This window comes from Streptomyces glomeratus (assembly GCF_021462825.1).
Taxonomy (GTDB): Bacteria; Actinomycetota; Actinomycetes; order Streptomycetales; family Streptomycetaceae; genus Streptomyces; species Streptomyces glomeratus.
In genome coordinates, this window is the sequence record NZ_JAKEEB010000008.1 from 172,931 (window position 1) to 194,316 (window position 21,386).

Consider the following 21,386-nt stretch of genomic DNA (forward strand, 5'->3'; position numbering starts at 1 on the left):
CCCGGGTTCAGGGGGGTGCGGGCCTCGCCGTTGTCGGGCCGCAGGACCGGTCAGTCCTCGCCGAGGTAGGCCTTCCGCACCGACTCGTCGTGCAGCAGGTCCCGCCCGGTGCCGGAGAGCACGATGTTCCCGACCTCCATCACGTGACCGTGGTCGGCGAGCGACAGCGCCGCCTGGGCGTTCTGCTCGACCAGGAGGATCGTCGTGCCCTGGGACTTCAGCTCGGCGATCGTCGCCATGATCTTCTGCATCATGATGGGGGAGAGACCCATCGACGGCTCGTCGAGCATGAGCAGCTTCGGCTGGGACATCAGGGCGCGGCCCATGGCCAGCATCTGCTGTTCACCGCCGGAGAGGGTACCCGCGGCCTGCTTCCTGCGCTCCCCGAGGATGGGGAAGAGGTCGTAGGCCCGCTGGATGTCCTTCTCGATGCCCTGCTTGTCGCTGCGCAGGAAGGCCCCGAGCCGCAGGTTGTCCTCGATGGTCATGCGGGGGAAGATGTGCCGGCCCTCGGGGGAGTGGGCGAGGCCCAGGGAGACCACCTGGTGGGCCGGGATCTTCTTGAGCGACTTGCCGTCGAACTTGATCTGGCCGCCGACCGGCTTGAGGAGGCCGGAGAGCGTGCGCAGGGTGGTGGTCTTGCCGGCGCCGTTGGTGCCGATGAGGGTGACGACCTCGCCGGCGTCGACCTTGAAGGAGATGCCCTTGACGGCTTCGATCTTGCCGTAGGCGACCCGGAGGTCCTCGACTTCGAGCAGTGCGGTCATCGGTCGTTCTCCTTGCCGGGCGCGGCGTCCGTCGTGGTCTCGGCCTGTGCCTCGGCGGCCTCGACCTCGGCGACCTCTTCGTCGCCGGGGGCGTCCTCGAAGGGTTCGCCGAGGTAGGCGGCGATGACGCGTTCGTCGCCCTGGACGGTCGCGCTGTCGCCCTCGACGAGCTTCTCGCCCTGGACGAGGACGGCGACGCGGTCGCAGAGGTTGAAGATGAAGCGCATGTCGTGCTCGATGACGAGGACGGCGATGCCCTTGTCGCGGATGGCGAAGACCAGTTCCTCGGTGGCGCGGGTCTCCTGTGGGTTCATGCCGGCGGTCGGCTCGTCGAGGAGCAGCAGGCCCGGTTCGCTGGCGAGGGCGCGTGCGATCTCGAGCTTGCGCTGTTCGCCGTAGGGGAGGTTGCGGGCCAGGTGGTCGGCCTTGCCGGCGAGGCCGACGAACTCCAGGAGTTCCATGGCGCGTTCGCGGGAGGCGGCCTCCGCCTTGTGGAAGCCGGGGCCGCGCAGGAGGGCGGACCAGAGGCCCTCCTTGGTGCGGGTGTGGCGGCCGACGAGTACGTTCTCCAGAACGGTCATGTTGGCGAACAGACGGATGTTCTGGAAGGTGCGGGCGATGCCGGCCGCGGTGACCTTGTAGGACTTGGGCGGCAGGACGTTGCCCTTGTAGCGGACCTCGCCCTCGGTGGGGATGTAGAGGCCGGTGAGGCAGTTGAAGAAGGTCGTCTTGCCGGCGCCGTTGGGCCCGATCAGGCCGACGATCTCCCCGCTCTTGACGGTGAAGTCGACGTTGCGTACGGCCGTCAGGCCGCCGAACCGCATGGTGACGCCGCGGGCGTCGAGCACGACTTCGCCGGGTGCGGAGGCGCCGGCGGTGGCGTCCTTGGTGGTGGTGTCGGTAGTCATCGTGGTCAGGCCCCTGCCTTGGTGAGGACGGCGGGCGCTTCGGTTTCTTCGTGGAACTCGAGCTGGCGGCGCCGGTTGGGGATGAGGCCCTCGGGGCGGAAGCGCATCAGCAGGACGAGCGCGACGCCGAAGGCGAAGAGCTGGTAGTTGCCCAGGAACTGGAGCTTGGCCGGGATCAGGTACAGCAGTGCGGCGCCGACCAGCGGTCCGGCGATGGTGCCCATGCCGCCCAGGACCACCGCGGCCAGCAGGAAGGCCGAGTTGGGTGGCACCACGTGGGCGAACTGGTACTGCTCGGGGGTCACCGTGTAGGTGACGTGGGCCTGGACGGAGCCGGCGAGGCCGGCCAGGCTGGCGCCCAGGGCGAAGGCGATGAGCTTGACCCGGAAGCCGTTGATGCCCATGGCGAGCGCGGCGGTCTCGTCCTCGCGGATGGCGATCCAGGCGCGGCCGATGCGGGAGTCGCTGCTGCGCCGGAACACCACGACCACGATGAGCGTGATGAGCAGCATCAGCAGGAAGTAGTTGGCGAACCGGCCGATGGTGGCGCCAAGGAACGTGTGGTCCTTGCCGAAGTCGAAGCCGAGGATGTTCAGGTTCGGGATGGAGGAGATGCCGTTGGAGCCGTTGGTGACGTCGGGGCCGGAGGTGCCGTCCATGTTCAGGACGGTGATGCGGAAGATCTCACCGAAGCCGAGGGTCACGATGGCGAGGTAGTCGCCGCGAAGCCGCAGGGTCGGGGCGCCGATGAGGACGCCGAAGACCATGGCGACGGCCGCGCCCAGCAGCGCGGAGGCCCAGAACGGCCAGTTGACGTGCAGGGGCGAGGACGGCGAGCCGGAGACCAGGGCCGAGGTGTAGGCGCCGACGCCGAGGAAGGCGACGTAACCGAGGTCGAGGAGGCCGGCGAGACCGACGACGATGTTCAGGCCGAGGGCGACGGTGGCGAAGATCAGGATGTAGACGCCGATCGTCGCGTACTGGTCGTCGGACTGGGTGAAGGGGAAGGCCGCGGCGGCGACGAAGGCGCCGGCCATCGTCACGGTGCGGTGCCGCGCGGTGATCGCGGAGACCCGGGCCACGATTCCGGACTTGCCCAGGGCGGCGAAGCAGAAGCCGGCGGTGAGGAGGAAGCCGATGAACAGTTCGTCGTACTCGGTGCCGATGCCGTAGGTGAAGACGAGCAGGCCGGCGGCCATGGCCGCCACGATGACGAGGATCTCGGCGTAGGCGGGCAGCTGGCGTGCCGGTGCCGGGGTGGTGGAGGCGAAGGCCGCCTTGAACGTGTTCCAGTTCTGGCGGCTGTTGTGCCGGAACCGCTCCAGACCGGTGTCGTCCGGGTCGGCGAGGTCGGGGGCCGGCCGTTCGAACGGCAGGGCCAGCGCGCCGAGCAGGGCGGCCAGGGTGGCGACCGCGACGAGGTAGCCGCCGGGCTCCAGGTTCACCACGCCGCCGAGTTCGACGCTGATGGCGATGACGGTGTACCAGGCGGTGGCGAAGGTGCCCAGTGCGGCCAGCTTCAGGGCGCTGTCGGCGCTGCCCGGGGTCAGCCATCCCAGGCCCTTGATGCCGTAGGAGGCGAGGCCGAACAGGGTGGTGAAGACGGCGCCTATGAGGACGAGGACCTGCAGGCCGCCCGGGTAGCCGTAGACGGTGAGGTCGCCGGGGAAGTCGGCGGTCCAGGTCCAGGAGAGGAAGGTGGAGATGATCGTGAGGGCGCCGCCGCCGGTGGCGAGGGCCCGCCCCAGCCGGTGCGGGAGGCCGATCAGGCCGGACTGGGCGGCCGCGGGCGCGCTGGGGGTCTCTGGTGCGGTGGTCTGTGTGGTCATCGGTGTCACGCCCTGTCCGCGACGCGCTCGCCGAGCAGGCCCTGGGGCCTGAACAGCAGCACAAGGATGAGGAGTACGAACGCCCAGACGTCTGCCCAGGACTGGCTGCCGAACTTGTCCATGCCGGGGATGTCCGAGATGTAGGCGGTGGACAGCGCTTCGGCGACGCCGAGGACTATGCCGCCGAGCATGGCGCCGTAGATGTTGCCGATGCCGCCGAGGACGGCCGCGGTGAACGCCTTGAGGCCGAGGATGAAGCCCATGCGGAAGTCGATCTGGCCGTACTTGAGGCCGTAGGCGACGGATCCGACCGCGGCGAAGGTGGCGCCGAGGGCGAACGCGATCACGATGATGCGGTCGGTGTTGACGCCCATCAGCTTCGCGGTGTCCGGGTCCTGGGCGGTGGCCTGCATGCCGCGTCCGGTGCGGGTCTTCATCACGAAGTAGGCGAGGACGGCCATGCTGATGGGGGCGGCGACGAAGAGGAAGATGTCACCGGTCTGGATGGTGACATTGCCGAGGTGGAAAGGACCTCCGCCGATCTGCGGGAAGATGCGGGGGGACTTGGCGTCGGGGTACCAGGCCCAGACCGCCTGCTGGAGGGCGAGGGAGAGGCCGATAGCCGTGATGAGCGGGGCCAGGCGGGGGGCGTTGCGCAGGGGCCGGTAGGCCAGCCGCTCCGCTCCCACAGCCACCATGACGGCGACCAGGATGGCGCCGATGAGCATCAGTGGCAGGGCGACCCACATGGAGGTGCCGTCGGGCAGGATGTATGCGTAGACCGTGAGGGCGCCGAACGCCCCGGTCATGAAGATCTCGCCGTGGGCGAAGTTGATGAGCTGGACAATGCCATAGACCATTGTGTAGCCGATGGCTACCAGCCCGTACATGGATCCTAGTAGCAGGCCGTTGACCAGCTGCTGCGGCAGTTCGTTCACCGCATGTCCTCCGAGACTTTCGGACGTTCGACGGATGTGGCCGGATGCGAGTCCGCGCGGGGCGCCAGTGGAACAGCGCCCCGCGCGGCTCTCGGGTGGTGCGGGTGGGAGGGGATCAGCCGGTGTAGGTACCGGACTTGACCGGCGCCCAGGCACCGTTCTTCACGGCGTACACGGTGAGCTGCTTGTTCGTCGTGTCACCGAACTCGTCGAAGGAGACCTTGCCGGTCACGCCGTCGAAGGAGACGTTCTGCATGGCGGCGGTGACCTTGGCGCGGGCGTCGGAGGGGAGCTTTCCGCCGTTGTCCTCGACGACCTTCTTCACGGCCTCGATGATCGCCCACGCGGAGTCGTAGGAGTAGCCGCCGTACGCCGCGTACTCCTCCTTGTAGCCCCCGGCCTTGTAGTTGGCCACGAACTCCTTGGCGGAGGGGAGCTGCTCGACGGGGGCGCCCACGGAGGTGGCGAGGTCGCCGGCGCTGTTGCTGCCGGCCAGCTTGATGAACGTCGGGTCGTAGATGCCGTCGCCACCGACCAGCGGGACCTTGGCGCCGGCGGCCTTGATCTGCTTGCTGAGCGGGCCGGCCTGCGGGTACTCGCCGCCGTAGTAGACGACGTCCGCGCCGGAGTTCTTCACCTTGGTGGCGACCGCGGAGAAGTCCTTGGTGTCCGGGTTGATGTGCTCGGTGCCGGCGATGGTGCCGCCGAGCTTCTTGAACTCCTGGGTGAAGGTCGCGGCGAGACCCGCGCCGTAGGTCTTCTTGTCGTCGATGACGAAGACCTTCTTCTTCTTGGCGTCGTTGTAGACGTACTGTGCGGCGAACGGGCCCTGGACGGCGTCCGTCGTCGCGGTGCGGAAGTACGACTTGTACGTGCGGGCCTTCTTGGTCTGCCAGTTGGCACCCTGGGTGAGGGCCGGGTTGGTGTTGGCCGGGGAGACCTCCACCAGATTGGCGTCGTCGAAGACCTTCTGCATGGACTCGGCCACGGAGGAGTTCAGCGGGCCGACGGCGCCGAGGACGCTGCTGTCGGCGACGAACTTGGTGGCGTTCTGCTGGCCCGAGGAGGGCTGCGCCTGGTCGTCCAGCGCCTGGATCTGGAAGGTGACGCCCTTGACGTAGTTCTGCTTGTTGGCGGTCTTGACGGCGAGGTCCGCGGAGTTCTTGATGCCCAGGCCCAGCGCGGACAGGTCGCCGGTCAGGGGCGCGTCGACTCCGATGGTGACGGTGGTGCCGCCACCCTTGCCGGAATCCGAGCTCTTGCCGCTGTCGCGCGAGCCGCAGGCGGTGAGGGTAAGCGCTCCCGCCGCCAGCGCGGCGGTGATGGCGATGAGCGAACGTTGACGCACGATCAGTCCTTTCCCTGGCACGGCCCTCCACCCTGGAAGCGGCCGAGTCGAGCGCTGGGCCGAAGTGAACATTCAGACCGCGCGGTGACTGGCCGTGACTCTAAGCGTGGGTGGGGAAGGTGGAGGAGGGTCTGACCCAGGCTGTGACGCTCTTGTTATGACACGAGGTAATGCAGAGCGGTACTCGACGGGTGATACAGCGGAATTCCGGCCGATTCGCCCGGTCCGCATAGTGAGAATCCGCAGGACGCGCGCCGGTGTGTTCAGGTGCATCAGGCGTTTTGGTGATTACCGGGAAAGGTTGCCGCAGGCGACGTGCAGGGCCACGGAGAGGTCGTGCGCATAGCGCGAGCCGAGGATGTAACTGTGGTCTTCCATTGCGCGTGTATTACGCAGAGTTACATCGAGGAAAGGGAGTCCGGCGTTCTCAGGGACTTTCCCGCATTCGGTCACGCGCATGGTGATCGCGATCTTGCGGGTGGCACCCGCGTTTGTGCGGAAAGGGGGGAGAGGGGCCGAGGCCACGGAAAGACCCGCATAGGGCTGGGCTATCCGGGTCACGGTGACCGGCGGGCCGGACTCCACGCTCAGCAGCACCGAGAGGGTGAAGCTCCGGGGAGGAGCGCCGCGGGGCGCGGGCCGTGCGGCCAGGTAGGTGACGCTGACCACTTGGGAGGGGTACGGCGGTGGTGGCGGCGGCGGCTTCTGCGGCCGGGTCGCGTAGAGGTAGCCGCCGCCCGCGAGGAGGGCGGCGACCGCCGTCGCCGCGAGGAGGGCCGGGCGGTGCCGGTCGTACAGCTGGGCGAGGCGTCCGTGTGGAGGGCCGGACGGGGGCGAGGCGCCCGGGTCGTCCCATGCGTGCGTGCCCTCGCCGGGCTCGACGGGGCCGACGCCGCTCACTGCCACGGCCCCTTGCTCGGGCCGCCGGTGCGGTACCAGTCGGCGCAGCCCTCGTGGGCCTGACGGTCTATCAACCGGTGGGCGGCAGGGACGCCTTGCCGCCTCTTCTCGTCCCGGGCCGCGTCCACGACCGTCCGCAGGATCTCGTACTGCCCGTTGGACAGCCCCATCGACTGGTAGTCGCCGTAGGTATCGCTGTCCAGCACCTTGCGGGACCAGTAGGCGACGACCCGCGCGCACAACTCGTCGGGAGACGCGGCCCGGGGTGGTGCCGAGGCGGAGGCGGCCGCCTCGGTGCTCCTCGCGCCGGCGGAGCCGGAGCCGGCGGCGCAGGCGGTCGTCGTCACACCCGTCAGAACGGTCAGCCCGAGCCAGAGTCCGAGCAGCCTCAGCCCCGGCCTGGGGGCTCCTCCCGTCGCCATGCCATGACGCTAAGGCGCCGGTGGTCCCGGGAGCAACGGCGCTGCGGACGCCGGCTCGCCGGCTCATCCCCCGCTGGGGAGGTGGTCCCCGTCGCCGGGCCGCACATCGCGCAGCAGACAGGTCAGGCGGGCCGTGCACACCCGCTTGCCGTCCTCGTCGCTGATCACGATCTCGTACGTCGCCGTCGACCGCCCCCGGTGGACGGGGGTGGCGACGCCGGTGACCAGACCGGAACGCACCCCCCGGTGGTGGGTGCAGTTCAGGTCGACACCCACGGCGATCTTGGAGGCACCGCCGTGGAGCATGGAGCCGACCGAGCCGAGGGTCTCGGCGAGGACCGCGGAGGCACCGCCGTGGAGCAGCCCGTAGGGCTGTGTGTTGCCCTCCACGGGCATCGTGCCGACGACCCGCTCGGCGGAGGCCTCGACGATCTGGACGCCCATACGGGTCCCGAGATGTCCGGCCGAGAAGAGGGCGGGCAGGTCGACGCCGAGCGCTGCGTACTCGTCGACGACATCCTGCGGGAACTTCACGGTGTGCTGCTCGCCCATGGGGCTGGCTCCGTTCGTCGGTGATCGGTGACTCGCCTGTCGCTGAGCAAACGCTCAGTCGGTCGCCGATTGTTCCAGGCGCACCACGACGGACTTGCTCGCGGGGGTGTTGCTGGTGTCGGCCGTGGCATCCAGCGGGACCAGCACGTTCGTCTCCGGGTAGTAGGCGGCCGCACAGCCGCGGGCCGTGGGGTAGTGCACCACCCGGAAGCCGGGGGCGCGCCGCTCGACGCCGTCCTTCCACTCGCTCACCAGGTCGACGTACGACCCGTCCGCCGCGCCCAGCGCCCGCGCGTCCTCCGGGTTCACCAGCACCACCCGGCGGCCGTTCGCGATGCCCCGGTAGCGGTCGTCGAGGCCGTAGATCGTGGTGTTGTACTGGTCGTGCGAGCGCAGGGTCTGCAGCAGCAGCCGGCCCTCGGGCAGGCGCGGATACTCCACGGGGGCCGCCGTGAAGTTGGCCTTGCCGGTGGCGGTGGGGAAGCGGCGCTCGTCGCGGGGCGCATGGGGGAGCGCGAAGCCGCCGGGGCGGGCCACGCGCGTGTTGAAGTCCTCGAAACCGGGGATCACGCGGGCGATACGGTCGCGGATGGAGGCGTAGTCCTGCTCGAACTCCTCCCACGGCACCTTGGTGCCGTCGCCGAGCACGCGGCGGGCGAGGCGGCACACGATCGCCGGTTCCGACAGCAGGTGCCGGCTCGCGGGCTCCAGACGGCCCCGGGAGGCGTGCACTATGCCCATGGAGTCCTCCACGGTCACGAACTGCTCGCCGCTGCCCTGCACATCGCGCTCGGTGCGGCCCAGGGTGGGCAGGATCAGGGCACGTGCTCCGGTGACGGTGTGCGAGCGGTTCAGCTTGGTCGACACATGCACGGTGAGACGGGCTCGGCGCATGGCCGCCTCGGTCACCTCGGTGTCGGGCGACGCGGACACGAAGTTGCCGCCCATCGCGAAGAAGACCTTCGCCTCGCCGTCCCGCAGCGCGCGGATGGCCCGTACGACGTCGTAGCCGTGCTCACGCGGCGGCACGAACCCGAACTCCTTCTCCAGGGCCTCCAGGAAGGCGGGCGCGGGCCGCTCGAAGATGCCCATGGTGCGGTCGCCCTGCACGTTCGAATGGCCGCGCACCGGGCACACGCCCGCGCCCGGGCGGCCGATGTTGCCGCGCAGCAGCAGGAAGTTGACGACCTCGCGGATGGTGGCCACGGCGTGCTTGTGCTGGGTGAGGCCCATGGCCCAGCAGACGATGGTGCGCTCGGAGGCGAGGACCATCCGCAGGGCCTGCTCGATCTCGGCGCGGGTGAGACCGGTCGCGGTCAGCGTCTCGTCCCAGTCGACGGCCCGTGCGGCCTCGGCGAACTCCTCGAAGCCATGGGTGTGGTCGCGCACGAACTCCTCGTCGACCGCGCCCTCGGTCTCCAGGACCAGCTTGTTGAGGAGACGGAACAGGGCCTGGTCACCGCCGATGCGGATCTGCAGGAACAGGTCGGTCAGCGCGGCACCCTTGAACATGCCGTGGGGGGTCTGCGGATTCTTGAAGCGCTCCAGGCCCGCCTCGGGCAGCGGGTTGACGCTGATGATCCGCGCCCCGTTCGCCTTGGCCTTCTCCAGGGCGGAGAGCATGCGCGGGTGGTTGGTGCCGGGGTTCTGCCCGGCGACGATGATCAGGTCCGCCTTGTGGAGGTCCTCGAGCAGCACGCTGCCCTTGCCGATGCCGATCGTCTCCGAGAGTGCGGAACCGGACGACTCATGGCACATGTTGGAGCAGTCGGGCAGGTTGTTGGTCCCCAGTTCGCGGGCGAAGAGCTGGTAGAGGAACGCGGCCTCGTTGCTGGTGCGGCCCGAGGTGTAGAAGACGGCCTCGTCGGGGGAGCCCAGCGCGGCGATCTCCTCGGCGATGATGTCGAAGGCGCGCTCCCAGTCGACCGGCTCGTAGCGGTCGCCCCCTTCGGGGAGGTACATGGGGTGCGTCAGCCGCCCCTGCTGGCCCAGCCAGTAGCCGCTGCGGGTCGCGAGGTCGGCCACGGGGTGCGCGGCGAAGAACTCCGGGGTGACCCGGCGCAGGGTGGCCTCCTCCGCGACCGCCTTCGCGCCGTTCTCACAGAACTCGGCCTTGTGCCGGTGGTCGGGCTCGGGCCAGGCGCAGCCCGGGCAGTCGAAGCCGTCCTTCTGGTTGACGCGGAGGAGGGTGAGGGCGGTGCGGCGCACACCCATCTGCTGCTGGGCGATGCGCAGGGTGTGTCCGATGGCGGGCAGCCCCGCCGCCGCGTGCTTGGGTGCGGTGACCTGCGGCGAGTCCTGAACCGGGTCCACCTTGGGCGGCTTGCTGGCCATCTCGGCTCTCCCCTTTCGCGTACACCTGTGAGTAGGTCTCCGAATCCTCGCACGCGCCGCCGACAACGATCCCCGCCCGGTCGTGGGGAGGGCGGCGGGACCGCGCGGGGGCGGCTAAAGGGGTGGCGGCTCCGGCGGCACAGTGTGGAACCGGGCACGCGTGCCGCGCGTGCGGCGTTCCGTCACACCAAGCGCACGGTCCGTGACGCCGCGCCCTTGTTGGGGTCCACCGGCCGCCCTCCACCGCCGCCGGGCCGCCTCGGGCCCGCGCGGGCCCGAGTGTCAGTGGAGCGTGGCAGGATCGGGGGCGTGGCAGAAACAGCATCGAAGAAGACCGAGAAGACCTCCGGCGGCGGCCGTCCCCGGCTGATGCTCATGGACGGGCACTCGCTGGCCTACCGCGCGTTCTTCGCGCTGCCCGCGGAGAACTTCACCACCGCGACGGGCCAGCCGACGAACGCGATCTACGGCTTCGCGTCGATGCTGGCGAACACGCTGCGCGACGAGACCCCCACGCACTTCGCGGTGGCGTTCGACGTCTCCCGCAAGACCTGGCGCTCCGAGGAGTTCACGGAGTACAAGGCGAACCGGTCGAAGACCCCCGACGAGTTCAAGGGCCAGGTCGAGCTGATCGGCGAGCTGCTGGACGCGATGGGCGCCCAGCGCTTCGCCGTCGAGGGGTTCGAGGCGGACGACGTCATCGCCACGCTCGCCACCCAGGCCGAGGCCGAGGGCTTCGAGGTGCTGATCGTCACCGGCGACCGGGACTCCTTCCAGCTGGTCTCCGACCACACCACGGTCCTCTACCCGACGAAGGGCGTCTCGGAGCTGACCCGGTTCACTCCGGAGAAGGTGTTCGAGAAGTACGGGCTGACTCCGGCGCAGTATCCGGACTTCGCGGCGCTGCGCGGCGACCCGTCGGACAACCTGCCGGGCATCCCGGGCGTCGGCGAGAAGACGGCCGCGAAGTGGATCAACCAGTTCGGCTCGTTCGCGGAGCTGGTGGAGCGCGTCGACGAGGTCAAGGGCAAGGCCGGGCAGAACCTGCGCGACCATCTGGAGTCGGTGAAGCTGAACCGCCGGCTCACGGAGCTGGAGCGGCAGGTGGAGCTGCCGAAGGCGGTCGCCGACCTGGAGCGGGCACCCTACGACCGCAAGGCGGTCGCGATGGTCCTGGACACTCTGGAGATCAGGAACCCCTCGCTGCGCGAGCGGCTCTTCGCCGTCGACCCCGGGGCCGAGGAGGCGGAGACGACGCCCGTCCCGGCGGACGGCGTCGAACTGGACGGCGCTGTGCTCGGCGCGGGCGAGCTGAAGCCGTGGCTCGCCGAGCACGGCGGGCGGGTCCTCGGCCTGGCCACGGTCGACTCGTGGGGGCTGGGCGTGGGCGCGGTCGCCGAGATCGCGCTCGCCGCGGCCGACGGGGCGGCGGCGTGGTTCGACCCGACGCAGATGGACGAGGCGGACGAGAAGGCGTTCGCGCAGTGGCTCGCCGACCCGGCCAGGCCCAAGGTGCTGCACAACGCCAAGGGCGCGATGCGGGTCTTCCCCGAGCACGGCTGGTCCCTCGACGGCGTGACCATGGACACGGCGCTCGCCGCGTACCTGGTCAAGCCGGGCCGCCGTTCCTTCGCGCTGGACGCGCTGTCGCTGGAGTACCTCGGGCGGGAGCTGGCCCCCGCGGCCACGGCGGACGGTCAGCTCGCGTTCGGCGCCGACGAGGGTGCCGAGGCCGAGGCGCTGATGATCCAGGCCCGCGCGATCCTCGACCTCGGCCAGGCCTTCGAGGACAAGCTGCGCGAGGTCGGTGCGGCGGATCTGCTGCGCGACATGGAGCTGCCCGTCTCCGCCCTGCTCGCCCGCATGGAGCGGTACGGCATCGCGGCGGACCGCCCGCATCTGGAGGCCATGGAGCAGTTGTTCGCGGGCGCCACCCAGCAGGCGGTGAAGGAGGCGCACGCGGCGGCGGGGCACGAGTTCAACCTGGGCTCGCCCAAGCAGCTCCAGGAAGTCCTCTTCGGCGAGCTGGGCCTGCCGAGAACCAAGAAGACCAAGACGGGCTACACGACGGACGCCGACGCGCTGGCCTGGCTCGCCACCCAGACCGACAACGAACTGCCGGTGATCATGCTCCGCCACCGTGAGCAGGCGAAGCTGCGCGTGACGGTCGAGGGCCTGATCAAGACGATCGCGGCGGACGGCCGGATCCACACCACGTTCAACCAGACGGTCGCGGCGACCGGCCGGCTGTCGTCGACCGACCCCAACCTGCAGAACATCCCGGTCCGCACGGACGAGGGCAGGGCCATCCGCCGCGGTTTCGTGGTCGGCGAGGGCTTCGAGTCCCTGATGACGGCGGACTACAGCCAGATCGAGCTGCGCGTGATGGCGCATCTGTCGGAGGACGAGGGCCTGATCCAGGCGTTCACCTCCGGCGAGGACCTGCACACCACGGTTGCCTCCCAGGTGTTCGGGGCGGCCCGCGACGCCGTGGACGCGGAGATGCGGCGCAAGATCAAGGCCATGTCGTACGGCCTGGCCTACGGTCTGTCGGCCTTCGGCCTGTCCCAGCAGCTGAACATCGAGGCGGCGGAGGCCCGGGCCCTGATGGACACGTACTTCGAGCGCTTCGGCGGAGTACGGGACTATCTGCGCCGGGTGGTGGACGAGGCGCGGGCCACCGGCTACACCGAGACGCTCTTCGGCCGCCGCCGCTACCTCCCGGATCTGAACAGCGACAACCGCCAGCGCCGGGAAATGGCGGAACGCATGGCGCTGAACGCCCCGATCCAGGGCACGGCGGCGGACATCGTCAAGATCGCGATGCTGAACGTGGACCGGGCCCTGCGCGAGGCCGGCCTCGACTCCCGCATGCTGCTCCAGGTCCACGACGAAATCGTCCTGGAGATCGCTCCCGGCGAGCGCCGGAAGGCGGAGGAGCTGGTCCGCCGCGAGATGGCGGCCGCGGTGCAGCTGAGGGCACCGCTGGATGTGTCGGTGGGAGACGGAGCGGACTGGGAATCGGCGGCACACTGACCTCCGGCGAACGGCCCCGAGGCAGCCAGGTCCTGCGGCTGTGGCCCCGTCCCGTGTACATGGACGGGGTCAGCGGCGCGTGGGCCGGGTCGGTTCCGGTCGCGGGGCGGACGGGCCCGGGGCGGCCGGACGCAACGCCCTGACCCCTGCCACGTAGAGCGCCAGCCCGACGGCGAGCCCGGCACCCGCCCCGAAGCACACCGGCGGGATCACCTCCCACGGCTTCGCGGTCGTCCCCCAGTAGGCCCACCACCGGGACGCCCGCTGCACCGCCCCCACGGCCGCGCATCCGCCGATCACCGCACCGGCCAGCCACCGGTCGGCCCAGGACAGCAGCGGCACACCCGACCCCGTGACCGGACCGGCCGGCGTCCGCCGCAGCACGACCGTCATGAAGACCGCGATCGCCACCCCCGCCACCGCCGAACTTCCGTATTGCAGGTACGTATAGAGCGGCGTTCCCTCGAACGGCCTCCTCAGCACCGGAAACAGCCGCATCCCCCACCGGTCGAGATGCGTGAACGCGTCCCACACCACATGGGTCAGCGCACCCAGCGCCGCCGAGACGTACCAGCGGAGAACCAGCCGAATCGAGACCTTGCGCCGCGGTGTGCCGCAGCGCACCAGTGCCGCCACCCGTCCCTGTGCCGCGCGCGGCAGGAGTGCCACCGCCGGCTCCCGCAGCACCAGCCACGCCCCCACCAGCGCCCATGCGATGAGGACGTCCACGGTGAAGACCCCGGCGAAGGAGTGGGTGACGGCACCGAAGTCCATCGCCCCGGACACCGCGCTCGCCGCGAAATAGGTCATGTCGGGCGCGAACGAACCCGCGACGAGGACCGAGGGCACCAGTCGTCCGCGCCCGGACCCGTCCCCGCGCACGGCGGGAAGCACGGCCGCGGCATGGCTGAGGGTGAACGGCAATTCGGCTCCCTCGGCAGACGTTGACCGGGCACAACCACCCGGCGATCACAGACGTCCAGTATGAAGGACGCACGAAACGGGTGAGGCGATCCGCCCCGCTCCCGTGTCCTGGCCAAGAACGCATGACCAACTGGTGAAAACCGGGCACCAACCGGTGCCGACGCGACGGAAGTTGTCGTAGGGTCACTTGGTCGCCGTGCCGGGGAGCGCGGTCGTGGAACAAGGGCGCCCCACTGCACAGGGTCGTCGACGGGAGGGGTTCACTCAATGGCGGCGCATATCGGCAGGAGGCTGCGCAAGGGGGCGGCAACCACGGCTGTGGCCGCGGCCGCGGTCGCGGCTCTGGCGGCGTCCCAGGCCCCGGGAGTGACCACCGACGACCAGGGCAGACAGACCACCGGTGCGCAGACCACACCCGAGACCGACGGCACCACCACCCAGGGCGGTGACGGCAGCGCCACCGGCAACGGCGGCTACTACACGGACCTCCCGCCGCTCAACAGCCCCACCGAGTCTCCCAACCCGACCGCCGGTCCCACCCCGGCCGGCGCCGTGGGTGTCGCGGAATCCGGCATTCCGGCCACGGTCCTGGACGCCTACAAGAAGGCGGCGGCGGAACTGCAGCAGTCCAAGCCGGGCTGCAATCTGCCCTGGCAACTGCTCGCCGCCATCGGCAAGGTCGAGTCCGGTCAGGCCCGCGGCGGCCAGGTCGACGCGGACGGCACGACGTACTCGAGGATCCTCGGGCCGCTCCTGGACGGCAACGGCTTCGCGAACATCAAGGACACCGACCACGGTGCCTACGACGGCGACACCACCTACGACCGTGCCGTCGGCCCGATGCAGTTCATTCCGTCCACCTGGGCATGGGCGGGACGCGACGGCAACGGCGACGGGGTCAAGGACCCCAACAACGTCTACGACGCCGCCCTCGCCGCCGGTCACTACCTGTGCCGCTCCGGCCGTGACCTGTCCGTCCAGTCCGACATGAACGCGGCGATCCTCGGCTACAACGCCTCCCAGGACTATCTGAACACCGTTCTGTCCTGGTACGAGTACTACCGCAAGGGCACCCACGAGATCCCGGACGGCACGGGCACGGTGCCCAGGCACCGCAGCGACACCGACTCCGGTGCGCGCCCCGGTTCGAAGCCGGCCGGGACCAAGAAGCCCGGCACCCACAAGCCCGGCACCCGCAAGCCCGGCACCCGCAAGCCCGGCGGCCACAAGCCCGGCGGCACCACCTCGTCTCCGGACCCGTCGAAGCCGGGCACGCCCAAGCCCAAGCCGCCCACCGCGAGCGACACGGTGGCCCGTCTGGCGGACGCCGGTACCGGAATGCTCTCGGCCAGGACGGGTGACACGTTCGACCGGAGCATCGCGGTGAAGGCCGTGACCAAGGCCGGCAAGGCGGTGCCGAAGGTGCGCGTGCGGTTCACGATCTCGGGCGACACGGACTCCACCTTCACGGGCGGCGAGACGGTGGCGACCGTCGTCACCGACGCCTCCGGCAAGGCCACCGCACCGGCGCTCGTCGCGGGCCGGAAGACCGGCGCGTTCACGGTCCGCGCCCTTCTCGTGGGCCGTATGGTCACCGCCCCCGAGTACACGGCCACCGTCGTCGAACGCCAGGCCGACACCCTCGCCCGCACCAGCGACACCGCGCTGACCTGCACCCCCGGCGGCGAGTTCGCGGACCAGGTCGAGGTGAAGGCCACCTACAAGGGCGCCGTCGCGGACGGTGTCGCGGCCACCGCGACCCTCGTCAAGTCGACTGACGACCCGGCCGAGAACGACAAGGGCCCCTACTTCAAGGACGCGGACGGCAAGACCGTACGCACCCTCACGGGCCTGCGGACCGACGCCCACGGCCTGCTCAAGCTGCCGAAGCTGTACGCCGACGACACGACCGGCACCTTCCTGCTCCGCATCACCACCGCGGGCGGCGCGACCCTCACCGTCCAGCTGGACGTCGCCGCGGCCACCTCGTCGCCCAGCCCGGCCCCGTCGGGAAGCACCTCTGCGAGCCCGACCGCGTAAGGCCGCACCGGCCCGCGTACGACGGCGGCGTCCCTCCCTCGCGGAGGGGCGCCGCCGCCTTGTGCGCGACGTGTTCTCATCTCACCCGCCCGTTGCTACGGTGCCCGGACCTGACGGCATATCAGCTACGGCCCGGGGAGGCCCGTATGCGCGCCCTCGTCGCCGCCGCGATCGGCCTCGCCGCAGCGCTCGCCGTGGTGTTCGCCCTGGCGGCCATGGGCTCGCCGTCCGGCAGCACGTCACCGAAGCCGCTGCTGACGACGGTCCCCGGCCATCCGTGACGCACTGTCCCCAGCCATCCGTGACGGACGGTCCCGGCCATCCGTGACGCACGGGCCCGAGCGCCGTGACACACGGACCCGGACCCGCACCGCACGCAGAGGGAGGACGCCGCGATGCGACGCAAGGCCGGCCTGATCCTGCTCGCCCTCGCCGTGTTCTTCACGGCGCTGTCCCCGCTGCTGCGCTGGTACGTCTTCCCGCGCGTGGCCAAGGTCCCCGCCAACCAGTACCAGACCATGGTCCTTCAGGCGAAGAACGCCACCCTGCTCGACTACAGCACCATGACCTCCCGCACGGTCCCCGAGGTCACCGTGGTGCAGACCCTCAAGGGCAACGTGGAGGCCGCGAGGAAGGCCGGGAGGACGGCCGGCCGGGACGTGGTGGTCTGGGACGGCCTGTCCTACGCCCAGGGCCCCAATGGGGAGATGGTCTCCAGCTTCCCCGAGCGCTACATCTTCGACGCGCACAGCCAGGAGCCCGTCCACGTCACCGGCGAGTCGGTCGACGGCGACCCCGTCCAACGCCACGGCATCGAGTTCAAGTGGCCGTTCCTGACCCAGAAGAGGGACTACGAGTACTTCGACGCCCAAGCGCGCGTCACCGCTCCCATCCACTACAAGGGCACCCGGAACTTCCGCGGACTGACGGTCTACTACTTCGAACAGACCATCCCCTGGACCAAGGTCCCCTATCCCAGGGTCATGCCCGTCAAGGGCCTCACCCGCGAGTGGGTCGCGAAGACCGGCACCGCCCGCTGGTACACCACTGTCCGCAGGTTCTGGGTCGAGCCCGTCACCGGGGCGCCCGTCTACGGGGAGGAGATCCACCGGGAGGAACTGCGCGGCGGCACGCTCCTCGGGGGGCGCGCCAAGGTCACGGCGTTCGCGGGTCATGTGAAGATGCGCGAGGACTACATCAGGTCGACGGTCGCGCTCGTCAAGCACAACCGTCTGCCGATCCTGCTGCTGACGTCCTATCTGCCCTGGGGCTTCCTCGCCCTGGGCGTCTGTCTGCTGGCGCTGTCCCTCTGCCTGGAGGCCCGCGGCCGCCGCCCGGACGGCCCGGCGCCCACCGAGACGGCCGAGCCCGAGCCGGTCACCGCCTGAGCCGGGCGTTGGTGTGCCGGGTCGGCTCCGCGGAGGCGGGATCCTCGGGCCAGGGGTGCTTGGGGTACCGGCCCCGCAGCTCGGCCCGTACGGCCCGGTACCCGTCCCGCCAGAAAGAGGCGAGATCCGCGGTGACGGCGACGGGCCGCCCGGCGGGGGACAGCAGATGCACCAGCACCGGCACACCGGCGATCCTGGGCGACTCCTGGAGCCCGAACATCTCCTGGAGCTTCACGGCGAGGACGGGCCGCTCGGGGTCGCCGTAGTCGACCCGGACGGCGGACCCGCTCGGGACGGTGATCCGCTCGGGCGCCAGCTCCTCGAGCCGGGCGGCGTCCCCGGTGGCCCAGGGCAGCAGCCGGGCGAGGGCCCCTCCCGCGTCGATCCGCGCCAGGTCGGCGCGCCGCCGGGCACGGCTCAGCTCGGGCTCCAGCCACTCCTCCACGCGCGTGTGGAGCGCCTCGTCGCAGACGTCCGGCCAGGGCTCACCCAGGTGCTGCCGCAGGAAGGCGAGCCGCTGCCGCAGGACAAGGGCCCCGGGCGGCCATCGCAGCAGACCGAACCCCTCCGCGCGCAGCCCTGCCAGAAGGGCCTTCCGGACGAGGCCGGGGGCCGGGTCCCGCAGGGGGCGCACCGTCAGCTCCACGGCGCCGAGCCGTTCGGCGCTCTGCGCCACGACGTCCCCGTCGGCCCAGCGGACCTCCTCGGCCTCGGTGTGCAGGGTGGCGGCGGCCCGCCGGGCCACATCCTCGTCCACCGCCGCGGCGAGCCCCACGCGCGCGTGGACGTGGCCCACCGGCCGGTCGGCCACGGCGACCGCGAGCCACGGGGCGCCGCGCAGCCCCGATCCGTCCCCCAGCTCGGCACGGGTGCCGTTCACCATGAGGTACGAACCGCCGTCGGCGCGCGCGAGCCGCTCGGGGAAGGCGAGGGCCGCGACGAGACCGGCCACCTGATCGTCCGGCACCCTCCCCGGCCGGTCCGCGTCCTGAGTCCGGGGCCCGCCCGTACCGGCGGGGAGGCCGTCCGCCGCGGCGCGCAGCCGGCGCACCTCCTCGCGCCAGCGGGCCGTGTACGCGTCGCTTCCGCGACGGGCCGCCCGCCAGGCCGCCGGCAGATCGTCCCCGTACTCCCGCGGCGGCTCCTCACTCAGCAGGGCGACCACCTCGGCGGCCCGGTCCGCGCCCACCTGCGGCGCCGCGTCCAGCAGCGCCCGAGCCAGCCGTGGGTGCAGACCGAGGCGGGACATCCGCACACCCCGTTCCGTGGCCCGTCCCTCTCCGTCCACGGCCCCGACCGCCGTCAGCACCGAGCGCGCGGCCGTCATCGCCCCGCCCGGCGGGGCGTCCAGGAGCGCCAGCCCGGACGCGTCCGGATCACCCCAGCACGCCGCCTGCAACGCGAACCCCGTCAGATCGGCGAGCCTGATCTCCGGCGCCGGGAACCGGGGCAGCCGCGCGTCCTCCGCCTCGGACCAGCAGCGGTAGACCCGGCCCTGCGCCTCACGCCCCGCCCGGCCCGCTCGCTGCCGTCCCGCCGCCTGCGAGGCCCGTACCGTCGCCAGCGCGCTCAGCCCGCGGGCGTGGTCCACCCGCGGCTCACGAGCGAGCCCTGAGTCCACGACCACCCGTACCCCGGGCACCGTCAGCGACGACTCCGCCACGGACGTTGCCAGTACCACCCGCCGCCCGTCACCGGGCGCCAGCACCGCGTCCTGCACGGCCGCCGGAGCCCGCCCGTGGACCTGGAGCACCTCGACGCCCGCCGGGTTCCCCAGCCGCCCCGCCACGCGCGCGATCTCCCCGACGCCCGGCAGGAAACAGAGCACGTCGCCCTCGCATTCGGCCAGCGCCCGCCGCACCACCGACGCCACATGCGTCAGCAGCGCCGGGTCCACGCGCAGTCCGTGCGGCGGCCGCACCGGACGCGCGGGCGGCGCCCACACCACCTCCACGGGATGCGACACGCCCTCGGCCTCGACGACCGGGGCTCCGCCCAGCAGCCGGGCCCAGCCCTCCGCGTCCGTCGTCGCGGAGGCCGCCACCAGCCGCAGCTCGGGCCGCAGAGTCTGCCGGACGTCGAGCAGGAAGGCGGCGGTCGTGTCGGCGTCCAGGTGCCGCTCGTGGCACTCGTCGAGCACGACCACATCGACGCCCGCCAGCTCCGGGTCCCGCTGCAACCGCTGGAGCAGCACACCGGTCGTGACGACCTCCACGCGCGCGTGCCGGCCCGTCACCCGCTCTCCGCGCACGGAGTACCCGATGCTGTGGCCGGGCTTCTCCCCGAGCAGCCATGCCATCCGCCGGGCCGCGGCCCGCGCGGCGATCCGGCGCGGCTCGGCGACGACCACGCGGCGCGCCGGGCCCCCGCCGACGAGCCCGGCGAGGACCAGCGGCACGAGGGTGGTCTTACCGGTACCGGGCGGAGCGCACAGCACCGCGACACCGTGCTCCTCGAGCGCACCGCGAAGGGCGGGGACTGCGGAGCGGACGGCGAGGCGGTCGAGGGCGTCGTGGCGGATCACCGCACCAGTGTTCCAGGCGGCTCCGGTCCGGTGTCACGGGAGAAAGTCGTGGCGGCACCGCCGGCAGTACTGCTTCCGGTGCCAGTCGGCCCGTCGCTTCGCCGTCTGGGCCACCTCGTCGCGCAGCGTCACCAGCCAGAGGCCCCCGCCGGCCACTCCGACCAATCCCAGCCACGCTTCGGAGACAAGCAGGGCGCAGCCCAGAGCGAGCAGTCCGAGCGGAGCCGTCCATCGCTCGTCGTGGAGGACGGGACGCGCGAGGTGGGGTGCCGCGGCCCGGCGTTCGGCCGGGAGCGTCCTCCAGTACCTGCTGAGCTTCGTGGTCCTGTCGCTCCGCTTGCAGACCGGACAGACGTGCATGCGCGTACCCCCCGCCGGCACAGCTGACCGCAGCCCTGAGGGCGACTTGTCGACTCATCGTTTCTGCCCGGCCCGCGCCGTGCGCACACGCGTGCGGACACCGCACGGCCGATCGGCCGAAAACGCCCCGGCTCGGCTCCGCCTTCCGGCTGCGTTCCGTCCCTCAGTCCCGGTCGCACACGAAGATCGCCGTGCCCGGGATCAGGCCGCCGCGCAACGGCGACCAGCCGCCCCACTCCGACGTGTTCCAGGCCGGCCACTCCGGCTCGACCAGATCGACGAGCCGGAAGCCGGACACCGCGATCTCCCGCACCCGGTCACCGAGCGTGCGGTGGTGCTCCACATAGACCGCCCTGCCCTGCTCGTCCTGCTCGACGTACGGCGTGCGGTCGAAGTACGAGGCGGACACCGACAGGCCCTCGGGGCCCGGCTCGTCCGGGAACGCCCAGCGGATCGGGTGCGTCACGGAGAAGACGAAGCGGCCGCCGGGGCGCAGCACCCGGCGCACCTCGCGCAGCACCAGGACCGGGTCCGCGACGAACGGCAGCGCGCCGTACGCCGAGCACGCGAGGTCGAAGGAGCCGTCCCGGAAGGGCAGCACGGCCGCGTCCGCCTGGATCAGGGGGAAGGTCACTCCGATGCGCAGGGCGTGCTGGAGCTGGCGGTGGGAGAGGTCCAGGGCCACCGGGCGCGCGCCCTGCACGGCCAGCCAGCGCGAGCACTGCGCCGCGCCGGCGCCTATCTCCAGGACGTCCTTGCCCTTGAGGTCCTCCGGCGCGCCGAGCAACTCGGCCTCGACCTCGTCGAGGCCCTCGGGTCCCCAGACGAAGCGATCGTCGCCGAGGAACGTGCCGTGCTCGTTCTGGTACTCGTCCGCGTTCCGGTCCCACCAGCCCCGGTTGGCCCGGGAACTCTCCGTGACACCCGCGGCGCGTCGGGTGGCTTCGGGCTCGGACTGCTCGGGCTCTTGGATGATCGGCTCCCTCGTCGTACTCTTCCGTCCTACCCGCCTCGGCGGTGTCGGGGAAGGGGTGTTCCAGGCCTGCGCGGACTCGCGGCGTGTCCGGTATACGGGTGGTGCCGCGCGGGCTTTTGTGCCGGGAATGCGGCGATCCG

Annotated in this window: 17 protein-coding genes; 4 read left to right on the forward strand and 13 right to left on the reverse strand. The window is 71.2% G+C overall.

All coding sequences use genetic code 11. From position 1 onward, the window contains the following. Positions 1–50: 50 nt before the first annotated feature. The 9 genes from LZ604_RS12440 to LZ604_RS12480 form a co-directional block, all read right to left on the reverse strand. A complete protein-coding gene (locus LZ604_RS12440; protein ID WP_234515100.1) occupies positions 51–767 on the reverse strand; it encodes an ABC transporter ATP-binding protein in 717 nt (238 codons plus the stop codon). Next, positions 764–1,675, reverse strand: a complete 912-nt coding sequence (locus LZ604_RS12445) for an ABC transporter ATP-binding protein (RefSeq protein WP_234515101.1) — start codon at positions 1,673–1,675, stop codon at positions 764–766. Before LZ604_RS12445 ends, LZ604_RS12440 begins: the two co-directional genes overlap by 4 nt. Before the next feature lie 5 nt (positions 1,676–1,680). Continuing rightward, complete coding sequence (locus LZ604_RS12450; RefSeq protein ID WP_234515102.1) at positions 1,681–3,504, reverse strand: branched-chain amino acid ABC transporter permease; 1,824 nt, start codon at positions 3,502–3,504, stop codon at positions 1,681–1,683. A 5-nt stretch (positions 3,505–3,509) separates the two neighbouring features. Then, positions 3,510–4,442 (reverse strand): branched-chain amino acid ABC transporter permease, encoded by a 933-nt coding sequence (locus tag LZ604_RS12455; RefSeq protein WP_234515103.1) that lies wholly within the window; start codon positions 4,440–4,442, stop codon positions 3,510–3,512. Positions 4,443–4,557: 115 nt separating this feature from the next. Further along, on the reverse strand, positions 4,558–5,790 hold the full coding sequence (locus tag LZ604_RS12460) for a branched-chain amino acid ABC transporter substrate-binding protein (protein WP_234515104.1): 1,233 nt from the start codon (positions 5,788–5,790) through the stop codon (positions 4,558–4,560). Between the two features lie 288 nt (positions 5,791–6,078). Then, positions 6,079–6,690 carry a Tat pathway signal sequence domain protein gene (locus tag LZ604_RS12465; protein ID WP_234515105.1) on the reverse strand — a complete coding sequence of 204 codons (612 nt, stop codon included), beginning with the start codon at positions 6,688–6,690 and terminating at the stop codon, positions 6,079–6,081. After that, entirely contained in the window at positions 6,687–7,112 is a 426-nt protein-coding gene (locus LZ604_RS12470; RefSeq protein ID WP_234515106.1) for a hypothetical protein, read from the reverse strand. Before LZ604_RS12470 ends, LZ604_RS12465 begins: the two co-directional genes overlap by 4 nt. A 63-nt stretch (positions 7,113–7,175) precedes the next feature. Continuing rightward, the gene (locus LZ604_RS12475; RefSeq protein ID WP_234515107.1) at positions 7,176–7,664 is read right to left on the reverse strand and encodes a PaaI family thioesterase; all 489 of its coding nucleotides are present in this window, start codon (positions 7,662–7,664) and stop codon (positions 7,176–7,178) included. Between the two features lie 54 nt (positions 7,665–7,718). After that, positions 7,719–9,998 carry an FdhF/YdeP family oxidoreductase gene (locus LZ604_RS12480; RefSeq protein WP_234515108.1) on the reverse strand — a complete coding sequence of 760 codons (2,280 nt, stop codon included), beginning with the start codon at positions 9,996–9,998 and terminating at the stop codon, positions 7,719–7,721. Positions 9,999–10,307: 309 nt separating this feature from the next. Here LZ604_RS12480 and polA point away from each other — a divergent pair, with 309 nt between their 5' ends. After that, positions 10,308–13,034 (forward strand): DNA polymerase I, encoded by a 2,727-nt coding sequence (polA, locus tag LZ604_RS12485; protein WP_234515109.1) that lies wholly within the window; start codon positions 10,308–10,310, stop codon positions 13,032–13,034. A 69-nt stretch (positions 13,035–13,103) separates the two neighbouring features. Here polA and LZ604_RS12490 read toward each other — a convergent pair whose 3' ends face one another. Beyond that, positions 13,104–13,958, reverse strand: coding sequence for a DUF4184 family protein (locus LZ604_RS12490; protein WP_234515110.1), 855 nt, complete (start codon positions 13,956–13,958; stop codon positions 13,104–13,106). 267 nt (positions 13,959–14,225) lie between these two features. Here LZ604_RS12490 and LZ604_RS12495 point away from each other — a divergent pair, with 267 nt between their 5' ends. The 3 genes from LZ604_RS12495 (at position 14,226) to pgfA (ending at position 17,386) form a co-directional block, all read left to right on the forward strand. Next, a complete protein-coding gene (locus tag LZ604_RS12495; protein WP_234515111.1) occupies positions 14,226–15,998 on the forward strand; it encodes a lytic transglycosylase domain-containing protein in 1,773 nt (590 codons plus the stop codon). 146 nt (positions 15,999–16,144) lie between these two features. After that, positions 16,145–16,279: an SPW_0924 family protein gene (locus LZ604_RS12500; RefSeq protein WP_234515112.1), complete on the forward strand. Its 135-nt coding sequence runs from the start codon at positions 16,145–16,147 to the stop codon at positions 16,277–16,279. 114 nt (positions 16,280–16,393) lie between these two features. Further along, positions 16,394–17,386: a cell envelope lipid trafficking protein PgfA gene (gene pgfA, locus LZ604_RS12505; RefSeq protein WP_234515113.1), complete on the forward strand. Its 993-nt coding sequence runs from the start codon at positions 16,394–16,396 to the stop codon at positions 17,384–17,386. Here pgfA and hrpB read toward each other — a convergent pair. The 3 genes from hrpB to LZ604_RS12520 form a co-directional block, all read right to left on the reverse strand. Continuing rightward, the gene (gene hrpB / locus LZ604_RS12510; RefSeq protein WP_234515114.1) at positions 17,376–19,910 is read right to left on the reverse strand and encodes an ATP-dependent helicase HrpB; all 2,535 of its coding nucleotides are present in this window, start codon (positions 19,908–19,910) and stop codon (positions 17,376–17,378) included. The genes pgfA and hrpB overlap by 11 nt on opposite strands. A 33-nt stretch (positions 19,911–19,943) precedes the next feature. Next, positions 19,944–20,270: a hypothetical protein gene (locus tag LZ604_RS12515; RefSeq protein WP_234515115.1), complete on the reverse strand. Its 327-nt coding sequence runs from the start codon at positions 20,268–20,270 to the stop codon at positions 19,944–19,946. A gap of 163 nt (positions 20,271–20,433) precedes the next feature. Beyond that, positions 20,434–21,246 (reverse strand): class I SAM-dependent methyltransferase, encoded by an 813-nt coding sequence (locus LZ604_RS12520; RefSeq protein WP_234515179.1) that lies wholly within the window; start codon positions 21,244–21,246, stop codon positions 20,434–20,436. Positions 21,247–21,386 lie beyond the last annotated feature (140 nt).

Excerpts from the sequence above, each read along its gene's own strand:
- LZ604_RS12495 (WP_234515111.1), top strand. The coding sequence starts at position 14,226 with ATGGCGGCGCATATCGGCAGGAGGCTGCGCAAGGGGGCGGCAACCACG.
- LZ604_RS12445 (WP_234515101.1), bottom strand. The coding sequence starts at position 1,675 with ATGACTACCGACACCACCACCAAGGACGCCACCGCCGGCGCCTCCGCA.
- LZ604_RS12470 (WP_234515106.1), bottom strand. The coding sequence starts at position 7,112 with ATGGCGACGGGAGGAGCCCCCAGGCCGGGGCTGAGGCTGCTCGGACTC.
- pgfA (WP_234515113.1), top strand. The coding sequence starts at position 16,394 with ATGCGACGCAAGGCCGGCCTGATCCTGCTCGCCCTCGCCGTGTTCTTC.
- LZ604_RS12450 (WP_234515102.1), bottom strand. The coding sequence starts at position 3,504 with ATGACCACACAGACCACCGCACCAGAGACCCCCAGCGCGCCCGCGGCC.
- LZ604_RS12475 (WP_234515107.1), bottom strand. The coding sequence starts at position 7,664 with ATGGGCGAGCAGCACACCGTGAAGTTCCCGCAGGATGTCGTCGACGAG.
- LZ604_RS12440 (WP_234515100.1), bottom strand. The coding sequence starts at position 767 with ATGACCGCACTGCTCGAAGTCGAGGACCTCCGGGTCGCCTACGGCAAG.
- LZ604_RS12515 (WP_234515115.1), bottom strand. The coding sequence starts at position 20,270 with ATGCACGTCTGTCCGGTCTGCAAGCGGAGCGACAGGACCACGAAGCTC.
- LZ604_RS12500 (WP_234515112.1), top strand. The coding sequence starts at position 16,145 with ATGCGCGCCCTCGTCGCCGCCGCGATCGGCCTCGCCGCAGCGCTCGCC.
- LZ604_RS12480 (WP_234515108.1), bottom strand. The coding sequence starts at position 9,998 with ATGGCCAGCAAGCCGCCCAAGGTGGACCCGGTTCAGGACTCGCCGCAG.